The organism is Arthrobacter sunyaminii, from assembly GCF_018866305.1.
Taxonomy (GTDB): domain Bacteria; phylum Actinomycetota; class Actinomycetes; order Actinomycetales; family Micrococcaceae; genus Arthrobacter_B; species Arthrobacter_B sunyaminii.
On record NZ_CP076456.1, the window covers coordinates 3,028,940 to 3,047,646 of the forward strand.

The following is an 18,707-nucleotide window of genomic DNA, read 5'->3' on the forward strand; positions in this document are numbered from 1 at the left end:
AGAAAGTGGTCAAGATCACTGCCGGTCCAGTTGGTCCACCAGTCCGGCAATCCGGGTGCGCGTATCGGCCGTGACGGCGGCCAGACCGGTGCCGGCCAGCCAGGCCCCCACCACTTCCAGCCCGGCAACCTTCTCCACGGCGGCGCGGACCGCCGCGACCCGGTCGCGGTGCCCGACGGCGGCGGAAGGCAGGGCGCCGACCCACCGCACCACGTCCCAGCCCACCACGTCGTCCACCCCCAGCGGAACCTGGAGGAGCACCGAGGCGTCGGCCAGGGCCTGGGCAAAAAGATCCTCGTCGTCGCGCTCCACCGGACTTGGCCGTGCTGCGGCAGCGGCATCGGCTGCGCTCAGGGCCCGCCCGTAGGAGAGCCGCAGCACGTGCGTTCCCGGTCCGGTGGAGTCGGCAAGCCACTGCCATTTTGCAGTGGCGTGAGTCAGGGCCTTGGCGTCAACGGCATCAACGTCCGCCGCAACGAGCACTCCGGTGCCGCGCGGGTGGGCATCCAGGTCCGGCTGGTCCACTACGAGGGTGACGAGGGCGACGCCGGGCCCGGGGCCCGGGCGGGCGGCTGCCAGTTCCGGAACGGTGCCTGCCAGCAGGTCCGCAGCGCAGGGGCCGTCCGTTGCCATAACCAAACTGTCTGCGGCGATTGTTTCCGCCTCGGGCGCCTGGTCTCCGGCGACCGAGACCGTCCAGCCGCTGCCGCTGTGCCCCACGGCCGTGACGGCCGCTCCGGTGCGGACATTTACGCCCAGCGCAAGCAGGTCCTTCTCCAGGGCACGGGTGAGCATTCCCATTCCTCCGGCCAGCCCGGCGACGGCGGATCCGGCAGGTGCTGAGGCCCGTATGGAAGCCACCGCCCCGGCCAGGGACCCGTGCTTGGCGAGGGCGGTGCGGAGTCCCGGAGCCACTGAGTCCACGTCCAGCACGTCCGGATCCGAGGAGTACACGCCGCCCACCACAGGCGCAACGAGGCGGCGCAGCACCGCGTCGCCCATGCGGGCGCGGACCACTTCGCCCAGGCTCACAGTTTCCCGGCGGGCCAGGCTACCCACGGGCAGCACCTTGTCCAGTGCCGCCCTCGCGGAACCCGTGCGTCCGATGGCCTGGACAATTTCGGGTGCGCGCGGATCCGCGGGAATACCGAGCAGACCGCTCTGCGGCATCCGCTGGGCGGCCGCAGCGGTGTCCTCGCCGGCCAACTGCAGCCAGGCGCCGTCCCGGTTGGGCTGGACGACGGCGTCGCCCAGCCCCAGTTCCTCAATCAGCTCGGGCACGGCACGGGACCGCGTAGCGAAGGATTCGGCGCCGCTGTCCAGGGTCAATCCCGCAACGGAATGCGCGCCAACACAGCCGCCAAGCTCGGTTCCCGCCTCCAGCAGGGTTACGGATATGCCGCTGCGGGCCAGGTCCCGGGCGGCGATCAGGCCGGAGATGCCGCCGCCCACCACCACTGCAGTTCTAGGGGCAGGTCCGGGCGCTTCCGGAACAGCGTCGGGAACGGCTTTCCGTGCGGTCGGGAAATGGGACAGGGCAGCGGGCAAATGAGGAAGAACCGGACGGTGCGGCATGGTTACGGCTCCACCGAATGGATGAGCTGTACCACCCGCGTCAGGACGTCCGGGTCCGTTTCGGGGGGCACGCCGTGTCCCAGGTTCACCACATGGCCCGGTGCAGCGGCTCCGGCGGCCAGGACCTCGCGCACATGCGCTTCCAGCACCGGCCACGGGGCATTCAGCAGGGCGGGGTCAATGTTTCCCTGCAGGGGCGTCGCTCCGCCGAGCCGGCGGTTGGCCTCGTCCAGCGGCAACCGGTAGTCCACTCCCACCACATCGACGCCAACATCGCGCATGGCGCCCAGCAGCTCGGAGGTGCCGGTGCCGAAATGCACCAGCGGCGCACCAAGATCCCGGACATGGTCCAGGGCGCGGGTCGATGCCGGCGCCACATGGCGGGTGTAGTCGGCGAGTCCAAGTGAACCGGCCCAGGAGTCAAAGAGCTGCCCGGCGCTTGCACCTGCTTCGAGCTGGGCGCGCAGGAACATTCCCGAGGCATCCGCGGCCCACTCCGTGAGTGCACGCCAGGCGTCCGGATCAGCATGCATCATGGTCCGCGGACCCAGGTGGTCACGGGAAGGCTTGCCCTCCACCATGTAGGCGGCCAGCGTAAACGGGGCGCCGGCGAAACCGATCAGCGGAGTCTTGCCGAGTTCCGCCACTGTGAGGCGGACTGCTTCGCGGATCGGCTCCAGTGCCTCTTCGGTCAGGACCGGCAGTGCGGCAACATCCGCCGCGGTGCGCACCGGTGTGCCCAGGACGGGTCCGACGCCGGGAACGATGTCGACATCGACACCGGCAAGCTTGAGCGGGATGACGATGTCAGAGAAGAAGATGCCGGCGTCAACGTCATGCCGGCGGACGGGCTGCAGCGTGATTTCGGAGGCCAGCGCGGGGTCCAGGCAGGAATCCAGCATCGCAATTCCCTCCCGCAGCTTGCGGTATTCCGGAAGCGACCTTCCGGCCTGGCGCATGAACCAGACCGGCCGGCGGGAGGGAGTTCCACCCCGGTAGGCGGTAATCAGGGGGGAGTCGGCCGTGCGGCCATCCATGAGCGGATGAGAGGCGCTAAGAGTCATACCCTGATTCTCTCCAAAATCCTCCCCGATGGATAACCGGGCCGCCCTGATGCACCGCATCGGGCGGACAGGTGAGGGGAAACACATGCCGAAACGGTTCAGGTAAGGCCGCCCTATTGGGGTTCGGAGAGAGACGGTGGCTACTATTGAGGCACTGTGGTTCTACTTTCCTTAATTGCGACGCACTCCGATGTTGACTTGGAAACCGTTGCCCGCCTCAGCGCCGGCGCCTCCCAGGTCTCCTCCTCCCTGCTCGAAACCGGATCGGCGGTGACCGGATCCGTGGTCCTGGCCACCTGCAACCGGTTCGAGGTTTACTGCGAGGCCAAGTCGGAGGCGGACATTGAAGCAGCCCGTTCCGCCGTCGTCGCAGAAATCAGCCGGCACTCCGGCCTGTCCAAGGACCTGGTCTCCCGGTCTCTGGACACCAATACCGGCGAATCCGTGGCCAAGCACCTGTTCGCCGTCGGCGCGGGCCTGGATTCGGCCGTCGTGGGCGAGCGTGAAATTGCGGGGCAGGTTCGCCGGGCCCTGATCGAAGCGCAGGAAAAGGGCACGGCCAGCGGAGGGCTAACCCGCCTTTTCCAGACAGCTTCCCGGACAGCCAAAGATGTTGGAGCACTGACAGCCCTCGGTAAACGAGGGCTTTCCATTGTCTCCGTGGCGCTGGAACTGGCCACGGATCTCTCAATGGACACGGACTGGTCCGCCAAGGACGTTGTTGTCTTCGGCACCGGCGCCTATGCCGGAGCCACCATGGCGCTGCTCAAGGAACGCGGCTGCACCCGCATCAGCGTGTATTCCTCGTCCGGACGGGCCGAGTCATTCACTGCATCGCGCGGCGGAACACCGCTGACCCGCGAGTCGCTGCCGGATGCCCTGGCTGCGGCGGACGTGGTCATTGGCTGCAGCGGGAGCGAAAGCCAGGTCAGCGCCGGGGACATCAGGCGTGTTCGCAAGTCCAGCAACAAGCCGCTGATCATCATTGACCTGGCCCTGACCCATGACTTTGATCCGGACGTCCGCGAGGTGGACGGCGTGGAGCTGATCACCTTGGAATCGGTGCGTCTGGCGGCTCCGGCAGAGCAGGTGGAGTCGTTGAAGCAGGCCAGCAGCATCGTGGCCGACGCCGCCAAGGCGTTCTCTGAACTCCAGCTGAGCCGTCAAATGGACTCCGCCATTGTGGCCCTGCGCCGGCACACCCTCAACGTCCTTGACTCCGAGCTCGAAAAGGTTCGTGCCCAGCACGGCTGCACCGGAGCTGCGGAGGAAGTGGAGTTCGCCATGCGCCGCATGGTCAAGCAGCTCCTGCATGTTCCCACTGTGCGGGCCCGCGAGCTTGCCGCCAGCGGCCAGCAGGATGATTACATCAAGGGTCTCGAAGCCCTGTTCGGCATCACCCTGGATCAGCCGGTGGAACGCCGGCGCCCGTCCGCCCCGCACGGCCCCGCCCATCACGGCAGTACCGAAGCGGACAATTCCGAAGACGGCGCTGACACTGCAGCCTCCGCCTGAGCAGTAAAACCCGTCTCCTAAGCAGTGAAACTCAGTACAGGACCTTGGCCGGTTCGATCTCCCGCACCCATGCCAGGATGCCGCCGTCCACGTTGAACACCCGGTCATAACCCTGGGCCCTGAGGAAAGCGGCCACTTCCGCTGACCGTCCCCCGGACTTGCAGTGCACATAGAGCTCCCTGCCGCGCGCCGGCAGGTTCTCCCCCGACAGGATGCCGGCACGGGGCATCAGCTGAGCGCCGTCAATACTGACAATGGCGTGTTCGCCGGGCTCCCGAACATCGATCAGATCAAAATCTCGCTCCCCTGCCGCGCGGGCGGCCAGCAGCCGCTGCAGTTCGCGGACATCGACGGCCGGTTCCTGGTCCCCGTCCACGCCGGCACGGACCGGCAATCCGCAAAAGGCCTCATAATCCTCCTCCAGTTCGGTGACCTGTTCAGCAGCCGGATCCTTGCGCACCCGAATCTCCCGCCAGGACATGTCCAGCGCATTGAGCACCAGGACCCGTCCCAGAAGCGTCACACCGGTACCGGTAACCAGTTTCACGGCCTCGTTGACCATGACGGATCCGATCTGCGCGCACAGCACTCCCAGAACTCCGCCTTCTGCGCAGGAGGGAACCGAGCCGGCCGGCGGTGCCTGCGGATAAAGGTCGCGGTACGTCGGTCCGTGCCGCCCCCAGAACACGCTGACCTGGCCGTCGAACCGGAGGATTGATCCCCAGACATACGGCTTGCCCAGGATTTCCGCAGCGTCATTGACGAGGTAACGGGTGGCAAAGTTGTCGGTGCCGTCCAGGATCAGGTCATATCCGGCAAAGATCTCCAGCACATTGGCCGCATCCAGGCGGACCGGGTGCAGCTGGACCGTAACCAGGGGGTTCAGTTCGTGGATGCTCCGCCGCGCAGACTCGGCTTTGGAGCTGCCGATATCCGACACACCGTGAATGACCTGGCGCTGCAGGTTGGACTCATCCACAGTGTCGTCGTCAACGATTCCCAGCGTTCCCACGCCGGCGGCGGCAAGGTACAGCAGGGCAGGGGAGCCCAAGCCGCCTGCCCCGATGACCAGGACACGGGCGTTCTTCAGCCGCTGCTGGGCAACCATCCCGAATTCGGGAATAATCAGGTGCCGGGAATAGCGCCGGGTTTCCTCGTGGGTCAGCGCTGCCGCAGGCTCAACCAGCGGCGGCAGTGCGGCGTTTGGCTCAATCATGGATCCCAATCTAGTACCCAAACGTGCTGCGGAACCTGCCGGATGTATTACCCGCGGGTAAACTGAAGGCCGTTGACCGGGCACCTTGGCCCGGTGCCGTTGAGAGGTCCGTACACGTGAGCAACCAGCAAACCGGCAAGCCGACCCGGCTCCCCCGGGAGGAACGGCGGCGCCAACTGCTGAACGCCGCGCAGGAAGTTTTTGTCAGCAACGGTTTCCACGGAGCGGCCATGGATGACATTGCCGAAGCGGCCCAGGTCAGCAAACCCGTTCTCTATCAGCATTTTCCGGGCAAGCGGGAGCTCTATCTCGCGCTGCTCGAGGACCATCTGGGCACCCTGACAGAATTCCTCACCAGCGCCCTGAACTCCACCAGCGACAACAAGCTGCGCGTCCGGGAAACGATGCGCGCCTATTTCCGCTTCGTGGCGCAGGACAGCCAGGGCCACCGGCTGGTTTTTGAATCCGACATGACCAATGACGCGGAAGTCAGCTCACGCATCGAGGAATTCAACGCCCGGTTCGCGTCCAATATTGCCGGCGTCATCGCCGAGGACACCAAGCTTTCACCTGTGGAGGCCACGCTGCTGGGCCGGGCTCTGGCTGGAATGGCCCAGGTCAGTGCCCGTTACTGGCTGGAGACAGATGGGGACTTGGACATCGACGCGGCGTCCGAGCTTATCTACCGTTTAGCTTGGCGCGGAATCAGTCGGTTCCCCAAGGAGATTTAGAGTAGATTTCGAAGCGGATATGTTTCATTAATACAGGAGGCACCACGGTGGAAGTAAAAATCGGCATTCAGAATGTTGGCCGCGAAATTGTCTTTGAATCGAGCCAGAACGCCGACGCCGTTGCTGACGTCGTGGCCGAAGCCCTGAGCAACCAGAAGGAACTGCGCCTGAAGGATGACAAGGGCAGGCTCATCATGGTTCCCGCCGGCGTCATCGGCTATGTGGAAATCGGCGCCGAAGAGGTTCGCCGCGTCGGCTTCGGCGCCCTCTAGGTCCCGGCAGGCCGGACGGTGATCAGCCTGATTGTTGCCGCCCTGGCCGCGCTGGCGGCCGGCTTCATCGTCCGGGGCGCGGACCGGCGCCGGACCCGGTACGGTCTTTTCCTGCTGCCGGGCTTGTCGCTGGCGGCAGCCATGATCCTGTGGGTGGGCCTCCAGCTGGGCGGTGTCGGCTCCGATCCTGACCTCTTTTGGCTTGCTTGGGTCCTGCCGCCGGTTGCCGGGGCGGCCGCTGCTGTCATTGCTGCGGTTGTCACAGGTCCCGGGCGCGAAGCCCGGGATGCGGCAGAGCTGGAAAGGGTGCTGCGGTTCTGACGGCCCGCGGCTAGCCGGAGGACAGGAGGGTGCCCAGCTCGCGGGCCAGGATGTGTCCTGCGGCCCGGTGCCCCGCCTCCGTGAAATGGCGGCCGTCATGCTCCCGGTACTCCCCCAGCGAGAACCGGCTCCACCAGTCCCCCACACTAAGGAACTCCACCCCCTGGCTCCGGGCCACCCCGGCCAGCAGGGTGTCAACCGCCGTGCGCCTGCTGCCCGCCGAATCCAGGCCGGAGGAAATGACGCCCACCATGACCAGCCGGGACTGAGGATAAGTGCGCCGGGCTTCCCGGATCATGCTCTCCGCCGCTTCGGCAATCTCTGTGTCCGACGCGTTTGAGGCATCATTTCCTCCGCCTTCCAGGACAACGAGCTTTGGGGTTCCCCATGGCAAGACCCATTGCTGCCGTGTCAGGGCTGTGTAGTAGTTGCCAATAGTGCCGTTGCCCTGGACGTAGCCTGTCCCTCCGGCGCCGCGGAGCACAGTCCGGTAGCCCAGCTCGGCCAACCCCTGATCCACCCAGGTGCCCGGCCCTGCCTGTGAGTCTCCGATGACGACTGCGGAACCGGCAATTTCAGGATCCCAGGTCATCACCCGGTCCAATTCCGGGACGCGGATCAGCGAACCGTTCTCAAAATCCGTACGGTAAACGGCTCCCTGGGCGTACTCGGAGGTCAGCGGTTTGCCCAATGAGGAAAAATCGCTCCGTTTGCTGAGGGCATCCACTGATTTGTGAAGCGCCAACGCTCCGTTTCCGGCCGTCCAGAAAACCACTTCGTCGCCAAACTGCCTGCGGCATACGGCCGGTTCCGGACAGGACAAGCCGGATACGGATGGCTCCAAGGGATGTCCTTCCGCTGCCCGCAGCAGCTGGAACGCCCTGATGTCTTTCCAGGCCGTCTGCGGCAGTCCCCCGGCCGGTTCGGCGCTGTTCTTTTCCTGCAGATACCCGGCCAGCAGCGAGATGCGCGGTTGCGTCTGCTGCTGCAGGCCGGAGGTGTCCGTTGCCCCGGCCGAGACGGCGAGCGCCGCGGCGCAGGCCAGCAAAAGGCCGCGTTTAGCCACAGATCTGCTCATGATGCTCCCCCATGCGTTGTAGAGCGCCTGTCGATCATCCGCGCCTGCCGGCTGTTGTGCGGCAGCGGCTGCGGGAGTCGCTGTCAGGCGGTAAGACCGAGCCGGCTCATCCGCCGGGAGTGGTTGCGGGTCAGTTCGGCGAACAGAGTCTTGAGCTCATCCCCGTACACTCCCTGTGCTGGTCCCTGCAGGTGCCCGCCTCCAACCGCACGCTCAAGCACCACGCGCTGGGCCTGGGTCAGCGCTTCACCAACCAGCCGCCTCCCCCACAGGGCCAGGCGGGACGCGAGGCGGGGATCATCGGCTAGTGCCTGCTGCAGCCTGGCTTCTAGGACTTCTCCCGCGGGCTCCGCTTCTTCCTTCAGCCCAAGAACCAGTTCTGCCGTGGCGGGATCCAGCCGTGCGGCAACCGACTGATAGAAATCATCTGAAATGGCATCCGTGACGTAGAACTTCATCAGGGACTCAAACCAGTCCGCGGGCCGGGTCCGGTCATGGAAGGCATCCACTGACGGCTGGAAGGGGCGCATGGCCGCCTCCGGATCAAGGCCCAGCTTCACCAGGTGCTCCGTGACGCACTCAAAGTGTTCGTATTCGCGCACGGCCAGCCGGCCCAGGACCGTGCGGTCATGCAGGGTGGGTGAAAAACGTGCATCGGAGGACATTCGTTCGAACGCTGAAAGCTCTCCATACGCCATGACGCCGAAGAGGTCCGCGAGGAAGCGGCGGTAAATATCTCCGTCATCTGAGGATCCCGGGCCGTAGGCGGAGTCTGGTTCAGTGCGGGTCCCGTTTGTCATGGACCCCAGCGTACCGCCGGCACCGGACAGTCGTCTGCGCGCCGCGCCCCGCCAATGCATGGCGGCTGGCACCCACCGGGTAGACTGGTTGGTAGTAAAAGGATGCCCGGTCGTCTGATAGACCTTAGCCAGACCCGCAATACCTACGCGATCTTGAAATTTTTGGCCGTCGCCCGTGCCCGATGCACCGCGGCGGACCTGCAGTTGTTAGCCCGCGATCGGCTTCCGCTGGACGCATCATGCGCCCGCCATCCGCTCCGGTGTGGACTCTTGCAGCCACTCGTCGAGCCTGGCGCCGCGATGCCTAACTGAACGGTACTTAATTGAACACTGAACTTTCCCAGGTGGACGACACCCGTCACCTCACCGCCGATGACAGCAATGAAGCTTTGAACGTGGCTGAAACCCTGGCCACTACGCAGGCAGCGGCCGTAATCCCGGAACTGACCTTCGCGGATTTCGGCGTCCGCTCCGACATTGTGGAATCCCTCTCCGAAGCGGGGATCACCCATCCCTTCCCGATCCAGTCGATGACCCTGCCGGTGGCGCTGGGCGGCCATGACATCATTGGCCAGGCCAAGACCGGTACCGGCAAGACACTGGGATTCGGCATTCCTGCCATCCAGCGTGTCATTGCGCCCGACGACGAGGCCTACGCCTCCCTGGCCGTGCCCGGCGCCCCGCAGGCCCTCATTGTGGTTCCCACCCGTGAACTCGCCGTTCAGGTTGCCGGCGACCTGTCCACCGCTGCTAAGCGCCGCGGTGCACGGATCGTCACGATCTACGGCGGCCGCGCCTACGAGCCGCAGACCGAGGCCCTGGCTGCCGGCGTCGAAATCGTGGTCGGCACCCCGGGCCGCCTGATCGACCTTTACAACAAGAAGCACCTCTCGCTGAAGAACGTGCGGATCGTGGTCCTCGACGAGGCCGACGAGATGCTGGACCTTGGCTTCCTGCCGGATGTGGAAACCCTGATGGCCGCCACGCCCGCAGTGCGCCAGACGCTGCTGTTCTCGGCCACCATGCCCGGCGCCGTCGTCGCCATGGCCCGCCGCTACATGACCAAGCCCACCCACATCCGGGCAGCGGATCCTGATGACGAGGGCATGACCAAGAAGGACATCCGCCAGGTTGTCTACCGTGCCCACAACCTTGATAAGAGTGAAGTGGTGTCCCGCATCCTGCAGGCCAAGAACCGCGGACGCACCATCATTTTCACCAAGACCAAGCGCACGGCCGCCAAGCTGTCCGAGGAACTGGCGGACCGCGGCTTTGCCGTTGCCGCCATGCACGGCGACCTGGGCCAGGGCGCACGCGAGCAGGCCATGCGCGCCTTCCGCAATGAAAAAGTTGACGTACTGGTAGCCACCGACGTGGCTGCCCGCGGCATCGACGTTGATGACGTCACCCACGTCATCAACTATCAGTGCCCCGAAGACGAGAAGACCTACCTGCACCGCGTGGGCCGCACCGGCCGCGCCGGCAACAAGGGCACTGCCGTGACGTTCGTGGACTGGGATGACGTCCCCCGCTGGGGCCTCATCAACAAGGCTCTGGGCCTGGACCAGGCCGAGCCGGTGGAAACGTATTCCTCGTCCCCGCATCTCTACACCGATCTGGACATCCCCGAAGGCACCAAGGGCCGGCTGCCGCGCAACAAGCGCACGCATGCGGGTATTGACGCCGAGAAGATCGAGGACCTGGGCGAGACCGGCAAGAAGAACGGTTCCGCTCCCTCCCGTGACGGCGCCCGTGACAGCTCCCGCGGCCGTGACCGGACCCGTACGGGCGGCACCCGCGGCGACCGGCCCCGCAGCGGCGGCGACCGCGGACGCTCCGACAAGCGTGAAGAGTCCCGGCGTTCCGGCGACCAGCAGGCTGCCCCGGCGCGCGCTGCCGAAGCGCCGTCGGCATCCGTTGACACCGCTGCAGAGCGGCCCCGCCGCAGCCGCACCCGTACGCGCCGCCGCAACGGCGAAGTGGTCGGCAACTCCGCACCCGCAGCCGAATAACCGGGCAGCACTCCTTTTTATGAGCACTCCCCTTTGGTCACCGTCCGGCAGGTCGCTGGTGGTACACGCGGACAACGCCGTGTTCCTGCCAACCCTGCCGGACGGCGCCTTCACCATGATTTACGTGGATCCCCCGTTCAACACCGGCCGCTCACAGCGGCGGCAGCAGACCACCATGGTCCGCAGCACCGACGGCACCGGTGACCGGGTGGGGTTCAAGGGCCGCAGCTACAGCACGGTCAAGGGCCTGCTTTCGAGCTACGACGACGCCTTCGAGGACTACTGGGCGTTCCTGGAACCACGTTTGGCCGAAGCCTGGCGCCTCCTGGCCGACGACGGCACCCTGTACGTGCATCTGGACTACCGCGAGGTGCATTACGCCAAGGTCATGCTGGACGCCCTTTTCGGCAGGGACTGCTTCCTTAACGAGATCATCTGGGCCTATGACTACGGCGGACGGGCGAAGAACCGCTGGCCGGCCAAACACGACAACATCCTCGTGTACGTCAAGAATCCCGCGGCATACCACTTCGACAATGCCGAAGTGGACCGTGAGCCGTACATGGCCCCGGGTCTGGTCACGCCCGAAAAGGTGGCGCTGGGCAAGCTGCCCACCGACGTCTGGTGGCACACCATCGTGTCCCCCACCGGCAAGGAAAAAACCGGCTACCCCACCCAAAAGCCCGAGGGTCTGCTGCGGCGCACCGTGGCCGCCAGCAGCCGTGAGGGCGACTGGGTCCTGGACTTCTTTGCCGGTTCCGGCACGCTGGGCGCGGTAGCCGCCAAACTGAACCGGAAGTTTGTCTGTGTGGATGCCAATCCCCAGGCCATTGAAGTGATGTCCAAGCGGCTTGGGCATGCGGCCGACATTGTTTCCGGTGACGCGGTTCAGTCCGTGGCCAGCGCCTGATCCTACGGCCGGACGACGGCGGTCCCGGTTGCCAGGGACTCTATCTTGTCCAGCACCTCCGGGTCCGTAGTGAACTCCCCGAGCAGGTTGGGTTTGCCGGTCCCGTGGTAGTCGCTGGATCCGGTGACCAGCAGCGAGTGCTCCGCTGCCAGGCTGCGCAGCCACGCCCGGCCTTCCTCCGGGTTGTCGCGGTGATCCGCTTCCACACCCAGCAGCCCGGCGTCGATCATTTCGCGGAAAGTTTCTTCGCCCACCACCCGTCCGCGGGAGGACGCCACCGGGTGGGCAAACACGGGCACTCCCCCGGCCGCGCGGATCAGCTCGACGGCGTGGGCCGGGTCCGGCGCATAATGCGCCACAAAGTAGCGCGAGCGTGCCGTCAGGATGCCGGAGAAGGCAGCCGAGCGGTTGGGCACCACTCCGGCGGCCACGAGCGCATCAGCGATATGCGGCCGCCCGATGGTCGCCCCCGGAGCAACATGGCGCTGTACCAGGTCCCAGTCGATGGGGAAGTCTTCCGCCAGCCGCTGGACCATCATTTCCGCCCGTGACACCCGTGCGGTCCTGGACCTGGCGATTTCCGCCAACAGTTCCGGGTTCGCCGGATCATGCAGGTAGGACAGCACGTGAACGCTGATCCCTTCGCTGCTCCGGCAGGAAACTTCCATCCCGGGCACCAGGATCAGGCCCTCCTTACGTGCGGCCTGCATTGCCTCTGTCCACCCGGAGGTGGAGTCATGGTCGGTCAGGGCCACCGCGTCCAGCCCTGCCTCTTTCGCCGAACGCATCACCTCCGCCGGCGGCTGCGTTCCGTCGGAGACTGTGGAGTGCGTGTGCAGGTCGATTCTCACCCCATCAATGTACTTGCTTCAGGCCCTTGCGGGATTGCACGCTGCCGCAGGAAGCTTTTGCGCATGTTTGGCCGCCCCGTCCGCACAGTGAGACCATGGAAGGGTGACTACTGATGCGAATCCAATGACCACCGCCGACACGTCGGGTCTCGGGGAGTTGTCCGAAGGGCAGCCCTTGGATGACCGCGTAAACAACCGCTCCCAGAAACCGTCCAACGAGGCCTACAAGGCCTTCATGGCAACCGGCTGGGCCGAGGACGACGCCGAGCTTCCCGCGCGCGCAGAAGTTGCCCCCTACGCCGCCCAGCGCCGTCGTGCCCTGTCCGAGCGGTTCCCGGGTGAGCGCCTCGTCATCCCCGCCGGCCCGCTCAAGGTCCGGTCCAATGACACCGACTACCGTTTCCGCCCGCACTCCGGCTTTGCGCACCTGACTGGCCTTGGCCTGGACCGGGAACCCGACGCCGTGCTCATCATGGAGCCGGTCGAACCGGGAACCGGCGACGACGGCGGCAACCACACTGCCGTCCTCTACTTCCGTCCGCTCGCCGGCACGGACAGCGAAGAGTTCTACTCCAACGCCCGCTACGGCGCGTTCTGGATCGGCTCACGGCTGGGCCTGGAACAGGTCAGCGCCCTGCTGGACCTGCCCACCCGCCACCTGGACGAGGCTGAAACAGCCATCACCTCCAACGTCGGCGATCCGCAGTTCGGCGGCATCTCCGTGCGCCTGCTGCGCAAAGTCGATGAGATGGTGGATGCGCTGGTGGACACCGTCCGCTACAACACCGCCATGGATCCCGAAAACGTTGACCTCAGCGCGCTTGACGCCCTGGACGGCGAGCTGACCGAGGCTCTGTCCGAACTGCGTTTGATCAAGGACGCGTGGGAAGTGAAGCAGATGGAAGCCGCCGTAGCGGCGACGGTCAACGGCTTCACCGAGGTCGTCAAGGCCCTCCCCCGCGCCATCGCCCACCCTCGCGGGGAGCGCGTAGTGGAGGGTGCATTCTTCTCCCGTGCCCGTGAAGAGGGCAATGACCTCGGCTACGACACCATTGCCGCGGCCGGCAACAACGCCACCGTGCTGCACTGGATCCGCAACAACGGCACCGTCAACGCCGGCGAGCTCCTGCTCCTCGACGCCGGAGTGGAAGCCGACAGCCTCTACACCGCCGATATCACGCGCACCGTTCCGGTCAACGGCACCTACTCAGAGGTGCAGCGCAAGATCTACCAGGCCGTCCTCGATGCCGCCGATGCAGGCTTTGCCGCCGCCAAGCCCGGCGCCAAGTTCCGCGACGTGCACCAGGCTGCCGTCAAGGTTCTGGCCGAGCGGCTGGCCGACTGGGGCCTCCTGCCGGTCTCCCTGGAGGAAGCCCTCTCGGACAACGGCCAGCAGCACCGCCGGTGGATGCCGCACGGCACCAGCCACCACCTCGGTCTCGACGTTCACGACTGCGCCCAGGCCCGCAAGGAGCTTTACCTGGACGGCATCATCACCGAGGGAATGGTGTTCACCATCGAACCGGGCCTGTACTTCAAGAACGAGGACCTTTCCGTTCCCGAGGAATACCGGGGCATCGGTGTGCGCATTGAGGATGACATCCTCATCACCGCCGACGGTCCGGTGAACCTCAGCGCCGCTCTGCCGCGCAATCCGGAAGATGTGGAAGCCTGGATGGCTGGACTCGCCGAGTAACTGACGGTGTCCTGACAGAAGACTAAACAGCGGAAGGCTCCGCACCCTTGGGTGCGGAGCCTTCCGCTGTTTAGTCTTTATGCCTGCTGGCGGGGAACCCCGCCTTCTCCTTCGCCGTGCTCCTTCGCTTCGCCGCTGTGCGTCGCGGCGGGCGGGGCTGCTGCCGGGGCGGACGGAAGCCGCACTCCGTACTGCGGACGGCCGTCGGGAAGATCCGGGAACTGCCCCCGGGGGACGGTTCCGGTGGGGGCCTGCTCTCTGCCCGGCGCCTGCCCTTCCTGCCCGGCATCCGCCGGCTGGGTCGGCTGGGTTGGCTGGTTCGGCTGCCCGCCGGTTGCCGCCCCGTACGGGTTGGCCCATCCGGCCGGCCGCTCCGGAGCTGCTCCGGCCCCGCCCTGCGGCGGCCCCTGCTGCCCATGAGGTCCCTGGGGGCCGGCGTACGGCGGACGGTACTGCGGAGGCTGGGGGTGGCCGTGCTGGCCGATCATCGGCAGCTGCTGCAGCAGCCGGCGGGCGTCATTGGCTGCCTGTGGTGCCACAATCACGTCGTAACTCGTGGCAATGACCTGGCTTGTGGAGGTGAAGTCCCGCCGGCCCCGCTGGAGAGCGTAGGCGAGCACACCGAACAGCAGCCAAAACACTGCACCAAGAGCCATGGACGGGATCAGGGAAACATAGCTTTCCCCGCCGGCAAAGAGCATCAGCGCCAGTCCAACGAACAACCCGAACCAGGCACCGGTAGCCATCGAAGACAGCGCAACCCTGGGGTAGGACAACCTGCCGGTCACCCGTTCCACCGACTTCAGTTCGCTGCCGATAATGGAGACCATCTGCACCGGAAACTTGCTGTCTGCCAGATAGTCCACCGCCTTCTGGGCATCCAGGTAGGCGGTGTAGCGGCCCACCGTTTCGCCCTGGGGCAGGGCGCGGCCTTCATCACGTGGCGGCTTTGAACCGAAAAGGGTAGACATCCCTCCATTCTGTCCCACTTACCGCTCCCATGGGGGCCGTATCGCTCGAAGTGAACTTCATCCGCGGCGGTGCCGGGACCGGCCGTGCATTCCTCCCCGGCCGGTGCTGCGGCGGAGCCGCCGATACGGCGGAAGCGCCGGGCACCCCGTAGCCTAAGAATGTGAGCAAAAATCCTACCCGCGTCTTCATCGCACGCCTGCTCGGCCTCGACGTATTCGACCCCCTGGGTGACCGTCTGGGCCGCCTTCGCGACGCCGTCGTGCTGGACCGCGGGCCCGGGCGTCCTCCGCAGGCCGTAGGCATTGTGGTGGAGGTGCCGGGCAAGAAGCGCGTCTTTGTGCCGCTGACCCGCATCACCTCCATGGATCCAAGCCAGATCATCTGCACCGGACTGGTCAACCTGCGCCGTTTCGAACAGCGCGGCGCGGAGATGCTGGTGGTGGGAGAGCTCTTCGACCGCAAGGTCACGCTGCGGGACGGAAGCGGCGAAGCCACCATTGAAGACATTGCCATTGAGCAGAACCGTGCCGGCGACTGGCACGTGTCCAACCTCTTCGTCCGCCGCAGCGGTCCGGAATCCCGCCTGCGCCCCCTGCGCAGGCGCGGTGAACAGATGATCGTGGACTGGAAGGACATCATCCACTGGGACACCTCCGGCCCCCAGGCCGCCACCTCCTTCGTGGCCCAGAATGATGACCTGAAGGCTGCCGACTTCGCCGATGCCCTGCATGAGATGACCGGCAAGCGCCGGATTGAAGTGGCCAGCGAACTCCAGGACGAGCGCCTTGCGGATGTCCTGCAGGAACTTCCTGACGACGACCAGGTCCAGATCCTGCAGTCCCTGGATGTGGAGCGCGCTGCCGACGTCCTGGAGGAAATGGACCCCGACGACGCCGCTGACCTGCTCAACGAACTTCCGGAGGACCAGAAGGAAGAGCTCCTGCAGCTGATGGAACCCGAGGACGCCCGCGATGTGCGGCGGCTGCTGAACTACGAGGAAGACACCGCCGGTTCCCTGATGACCCCGGTTCCCGTCATCCTGCCGCCGGAGGCTACGGTTGCCGAAGCGCTGGCCCATGTGCGCCGCGAGGAGCTGACCCCGGCCCTGGCTTCCTCGATTTACGTGTGCCGCCCTCCCCTGGAAACACCCACGGGACGGTACCTCGGTGTGGTGCACATCCAGCAGCTGCTGCGTTCGGCTCCCCCGGAGGCGCTGGGGAATATCCTTGATACGGACTTGGAGCCGGTCCGGGACTACGCCAGCATCAGCGAAGTGTCCCGGATGCTCGCCACCTACAACCTCAATTCATTGCCTGTCGTCAATGACGCCGGCCGTCTGGTGGGGGCGGTGACCGTGGATGACGTCCTGGACCACCTGCTTCCGGACGACTGGCGTGCCTCCGACGACGCACCAACCGATGTGAAGCAGGGAAGGACCCATGGCTGAAAAAGTAAAGTCGCAGACCAGCGGCCTGGATACGCCCCGGACCGCCCGTGCACGCTGGCTTCCGCGCTTGTCTCCGAACCCGGACGCCTTCGGCCACGCCACCGAGAACTTTGCCCGCTTCATGGGCACCCCGCAGTTCCTGCTCTACATGACGGTGTTCTGTGCCGTCTGGTTGATTTGGAACACCTGGGGACCGGAGCCCCTGCGCTTCGACGACATAGCGCTGGGCTTTACGCTGCTGACCCTCATGCTTTCGCTGCAGGCTTCCTACGCCGCCCCGCTGCTCCTGCTGGCCCAGAACCGCCAGGATGACCGGGACCGTGTGTCGGTTCGCCAGGACCGCGAACGCGCTGAGCGAAACCTGATGGACACGGAGTACCTGACCCGGGAGATCGCCGAGCTGCGGATCGCCCTGCGCGAAGTCGCCACCCGCGACTACGTACGGTCGGAGCTAAGAAGCCTCCTCGAGGAACTGCTCGAAGCCAACAACAGCGAATCATCCGAGGACGCTCCCGCAAAGCGCAGCCAGCGCCGTCGTCCTGATTCCTCAGGATCTTCCGCGGCCACGGAACACATGCCCAAACTCAATCCGGGCGGGAGGGAAAACTAGAGCGTGGCACCACTGCAACACACAGCCGACCGTGCGCTGGCTGCGCTTGACGCGGTCCTGGACCCGGAGCTCCGGCGCCCCATCACTGAGCTGGGAATGGTCAGCGGCGTGTCCGTGGACGACGACGGCGTCGCCTCCGTGGGCGTCCTGCTCACCATCTCCGGGTGCCCCCTGCATGAAACCATTACCGCCGACGTCGAACGCGTCCTGGGCAGCGTTGAGGGCATCACCGGGGTCCGTGTTGACCTTGGCGTCATGACCGCGGAGCAGCGGACAGCACTTAAGGAAAAACTGCGCGGTCCCGGCGGAGCCAAGGACATTCCCTTCAACCGGCCCGGTTCCCTGACCCGCGTGTACGCGGTGGCCAGCGGGAAAGGCGGGGTGGGAAAATCCAGTGTCACCGTGAACCTTGCCGCGGCCATGGCCGCCTCCGGACTGCGCGTGGGGATCGTGGACGCTGATGTTCACGGCTTCTCCATCCCCGGGCTGCTGGGCATCACCCAGCCGCCCACCCGCGTGGATGAAATGATCCTTCCGCCCGTGGCCTACGGCATCAAGACGATTTCCATTGGCATGTTCGTGGCCGGCAACGCTCCGGTGGCCTGGCGCGGACCCATGCTCCACCGCGCTCTGGAGCAGTTCCTGACCGACGTGTACTTTGGCGACCTTGATGTCCTGTTCCTGGACCTGCCGCCGGGCACCGGAGACATTGCCATTTCTGTGGCGCAGCTCCTGCCGCAGTCGGAAATTTTGGTGGTAACCACCCCGCAGGCAGCCGCAGCGGACGTCGCCGAACGTGCGGGAACAGTGGCTTCCCAAACCGGTCAGAGCGTGGCGGGCGTTATCGAGAACATGTCCTGGCTGCAGCTGCCCACCGGAGAACGGATGGAGCTGTTCGGCTCCGGCGGCGGAGACATCGTGGCCAAACGGCTCAGCGAAGCACTGGGCAAGGACATTGCGCTGCTGGGAAGCATCCCGCTCGATGTTGATCTGCGGACCGGCGGCGATTCCGGTGCACCCGTGGTGCTCTCGGAATCAGCCCTGGTGGAAGGTTCGGCGGGCGCTGAGCTTCGCCGCATCGCCGGTGCCCTGGCCAGGCGTCCCCGGGGACTCTCGGGCTTGAAGCTCGGTGTTACACCGCGCTAGGAGTTCCTGTTCCGCCGCTTTGGCTTCTCAGCGTGTTTAGGTGGCTTCGGTGTCAAAGGGCGCCCGGTCCCCGTCCTGCAGCCGCATGAGCGGCTTCACAGCCGGAGCTCCGCTGGGTGCAGCGGCGCGTCCGGGGGCACCTGCGGTTGCCTGCGGTGCAGCAGGCGCGGGCCGCGCGCTGACGGGTTTGACGGCGTCTTCGAAATCATCCAGAAGTGCTTCCTTGATGATCCGGCGCGGGTCATACTGCCGCGGATCAAGTTTGCGCCAGTCAACCTCGTCAATTTCGGGGCCAACCTCGTCCCGGAGCTGTTCCCGGGCACCAGTGGCCATCCGCCGCACTTCACGGACCAAACGTGCAAGCTGGGAGGCGTATTCCGGCAGCCTTTCGGGACCCAGCACCGCTACGGCAAGGATCGCCAGGACGAGCAGCTCATAGCCGTTGATTCCGATCACCTGTGAAGACTACCTTTCCTGCTGCACCGCAAGCC

Annotated in this window: 18 protein-coding genes; 10 read left to right on the forward strand and 8 right to left on the reverse strand. The window is 65.8% G+C overall.

Going from position 1 to position 18,707, the window contains the following annotated elements; all coding sequences use genetic code 11:
- Positions 1-15 precede the first annotated feature (15 nt).
- Both hemG and hemE read right to left on the reverse strand, forming a co-directional pair.
- Positions 16-1,575 (reverse strand): protoporphyrinogen oxidase, encoded by a 1,560-nt coding sequence (hemG, locus tag KG104_RS13610; RefSeq protein ID WP_207347957.1) that lies wholly within the window; start codon positions 1,573-1,575, stop codon positions 16-18.
- Between the two features lie 2 nt (positions 1,576-1,577).
- On the reverse strand, positions 1,578-2,639 hold the full coding sequence (gene hemE, locus KG104_RS13615) for a uroporphyrinogen decarboxylase (RefSeq protein WP_104052601.1): 1,062 nt from the start codon (positions 2,637-2,639) through the stop codon (positions 1,578-1,580).
- Between the two features lie 156 nt (positions 2,640-2,795).
- On the opposite strand from hemE, the gene KG104_RS13620 reads away from it, so the two are divergent.
- A complete protein-coding gene (locus tag KG104_RS13620; protein ID WP_104052602.1) occupies positions 2,796-4,154 on the forward strand; it encodes a glutamyl-tRNA reductase in 1,359 nt (452 codons plus the stop codon).
- 31 nt (positions 4,155-4,185) lie between these two features.
- Here KG104_RS13620 and moeB read toward each other — a convergent pair whose 3' ends face one another.
- Positions 4,186-5,370 carry a molybdopterin-synthase adenylyltransferase MoeB gene (gene moeB, locus KG104_RS13625; protein WP_207347956.1) on the reverse strand — a complete coding sequence of 395 codons (1,185 nt, stop codon included), beginning with the start codon at positions 5,368-5,370 and terminating at the stop codon, positions 4,186-4,188.
- 116 nt (positions 5,371-5,486) lie between these two features.
- On the opposite strand from moeB, the gene KG104_RS13630 reads away from it, so the two are divergent.
- The 3 genes from KG104_RS13630 to KG104_RS13640 are packed head-to-tail and all read left to right on the forward strand — an operon-like array spanning position 5,487 to position 6,694.
- Positions 5,487-6,101, forward strand: a complete 615-nt coding sequence (locus KG104_RS13630) for a TetR/AcrR family transcriptional regulator (protein ID WP_104052604.1) — start codon at positions 5,487-5,489, stop codon at positions 6,099-6,101.
- A 47-nt stretch (positions 6,102-6,148) separates the two neighbouring features.
- Positions 6,149-6,373, forward strand: coding sequence for a DUF3107 domain-containing protein (locus tag KG104_RS13635; RefSeq protein WP_104052605.1), 225 nt, complete (start codon positions 6,149-6,151; stop codon positions 6,371-6,373).
- 18 nt (positions 6,374-6,391) lie between these two features.
- Positions 6,392-6,694: a hypothetical protein gene (locus KG104_RS13640; protein ID WP_207347955.1), complete on the forward strand. Its 303-nt coding sequence runs from the start codon at positions 6,392-6,394 to the stop codon at positions 6,692-6,694.
- A 10-nt stretch (positions 6,695-6,704) separates the two neighbouring features.
- Here the strand turns inward: KG104_RS13640 and KG104_RS13645 are convergent, their stop codons facing one another.
- Entirely contained in the window at positions 6,705-7,772 is a 1,068-nt protein-coding gene (locus KG104_RS13645; protein WP_207347954.1) for an SGNH/GDSL hydrolase family protein, read from the reverse strand.
- A gap of 83 nt (positions 7,773-7,855) precedes the next feature.
- Positions 7,856-8,572, reverse strand: a complete 717-nt coding sequence (locus KG104_RS13650; RefSeq protein ID WP_104052608.1) for a ferritin-like fold-containing protein — start codon at positions 8,570-8,572, stop codon at positions 7,856-7,858.
- A gap of 395 nt (positions 8,573-8,967) precedes the next feature.
- On the opposite strand from KG104_RS13650, the gene KG104_RS13655 reads away from it, so the two are divergent.
- Complete coding sequence (locus tag KG104_RS13655; protein WP_237688721.1) at positions 8,968-10,584, forward strand: DEAD/DEAH box helicase; 1,617 nt, start codon at positions 8,968-8,970, stop codon at positions 10,582-10,584.
- Between the two features lie 19 nt (positions 10,585-10,603).
- A complete protein-coding gene (locus KG104_RS13660) occupies positions 10,604-11,494 on the forward strand; it encodes a DNA-methyltransferase (protein WP_104052609.1) in 891 nt (296 codons plus the stop codon).
- A gap of 2 nt (positions 11,495-11,496) precedes the next feature.
- Here the strand turns inward: KG104_RS13660 and KG104_RS13665 are convergent, their stop codons facing one another.
- Positions 11,497-12,345: a PHP domain-containing protein gene (locus KG104_RS13665; RefSeq protein WP_207347953.1), complete on the reverse strand. Its 849-nt coding sequence runs from the start codon at positions 12,343-12,345 to the stop codon at positions 11,497-11,499.
- A 124-nt stretch (positions 12,346-12,469) separates the two neighbouring features.
- Between KG104_RS13665 and KG104_RS13670 the strand changes: the two genes are divergently transcribed.
- Entirely contained in the window at positions 12,470-14,041 is a 1,572-nt protein-coding gene (locus KG104_RS13670) for an aminopeptidase P family protein (RefSeq protein WP_207348070.1), read from the forward strand.
- Between the two features lie 77 nt (positions 14,042-14,118).
- Here KG104_RS13670 and KG104_RS13675 read toward each other — a convergent pair whose 3' ends face one another.
- The gene (locus tag KG104_RS13675) at positions 14,119-15,012 is read right to left on the reverse strand and encodes a YflT domain-containing protein (RefSeq protein WP_207347952.1); all 894 of its coding nucleotides are present in this window, start codon (positions 15,010-15,012) and stop codon (positions 14,119-14,121) included.
- 161 nt (positions 15,013-15,173) lie between these two features.
- On the opposite strand from KG104_RS13675, the gene KG104_RS13680 reads away from it, so the two are divergent.
- The 3 genes from KG104_RS13680 to KG104_RS13690 are packed head-to-tail and all read left to right on the forward strand — an operon-like array spanning position 15,174 to position 18,216.
- Positions 15,174-16,460 carry a magnesium transporter gene (locus KG104_RS13680; RefSeq protein ID WP_104052613.1) on the forward strand — a complete coding sequence of 429 codons (1,287 nt, stop codon included), beginning with the start codon at positions 15,174-15,176 and terminating at the stop codon, positions 16,458-16,460.
- Positions 16,453-17,070 carry a DUF1003 domain-containing protein gene (locus KG104_RS13685; protein WP_104052614.1) on the forward strand — a complete coding sequence of 206 codons (618 nt, stop codon included), beginning with the start codon at positions 16,453-16,455 and terminating at the stop codon, positions 17,068-17,070. Before KG104_RS13680 ends, KG104_RS13685 begins: the two co-directional genes overlap by 8 nt.
- 3 nt (positions 17,071-17,073) lie before the next feature.
- Positions 17,074-18,216, forward strand: coding sequence for an Mrp/NBP35 family ATP-binding protein (locus tag KG104_RS13690; RefSeq protein WP_237688598.1), 1,143 nt, complete (start codon positions 17,074-17,076; stop codon positions 18,214-18,216).
- 36 nt (positions 18,217-18,252) lie between these two features.
- Here the strand turns inward: KG104_RS13690 and KG104_RS13695 are convergent, their stop codons facing one another.
- Entirely contained in the window at positions 18,253-18,672 is a 420-nt protein-coding gene (locus KG104_RS13695) for a twin-arginine translocase TatA/TatE family subunit (RefSeq protein ID WP_104160496.1), read from the reverse strand.
- Positions 18,673-18,707 lie beyond the last annotated feature (35 nt).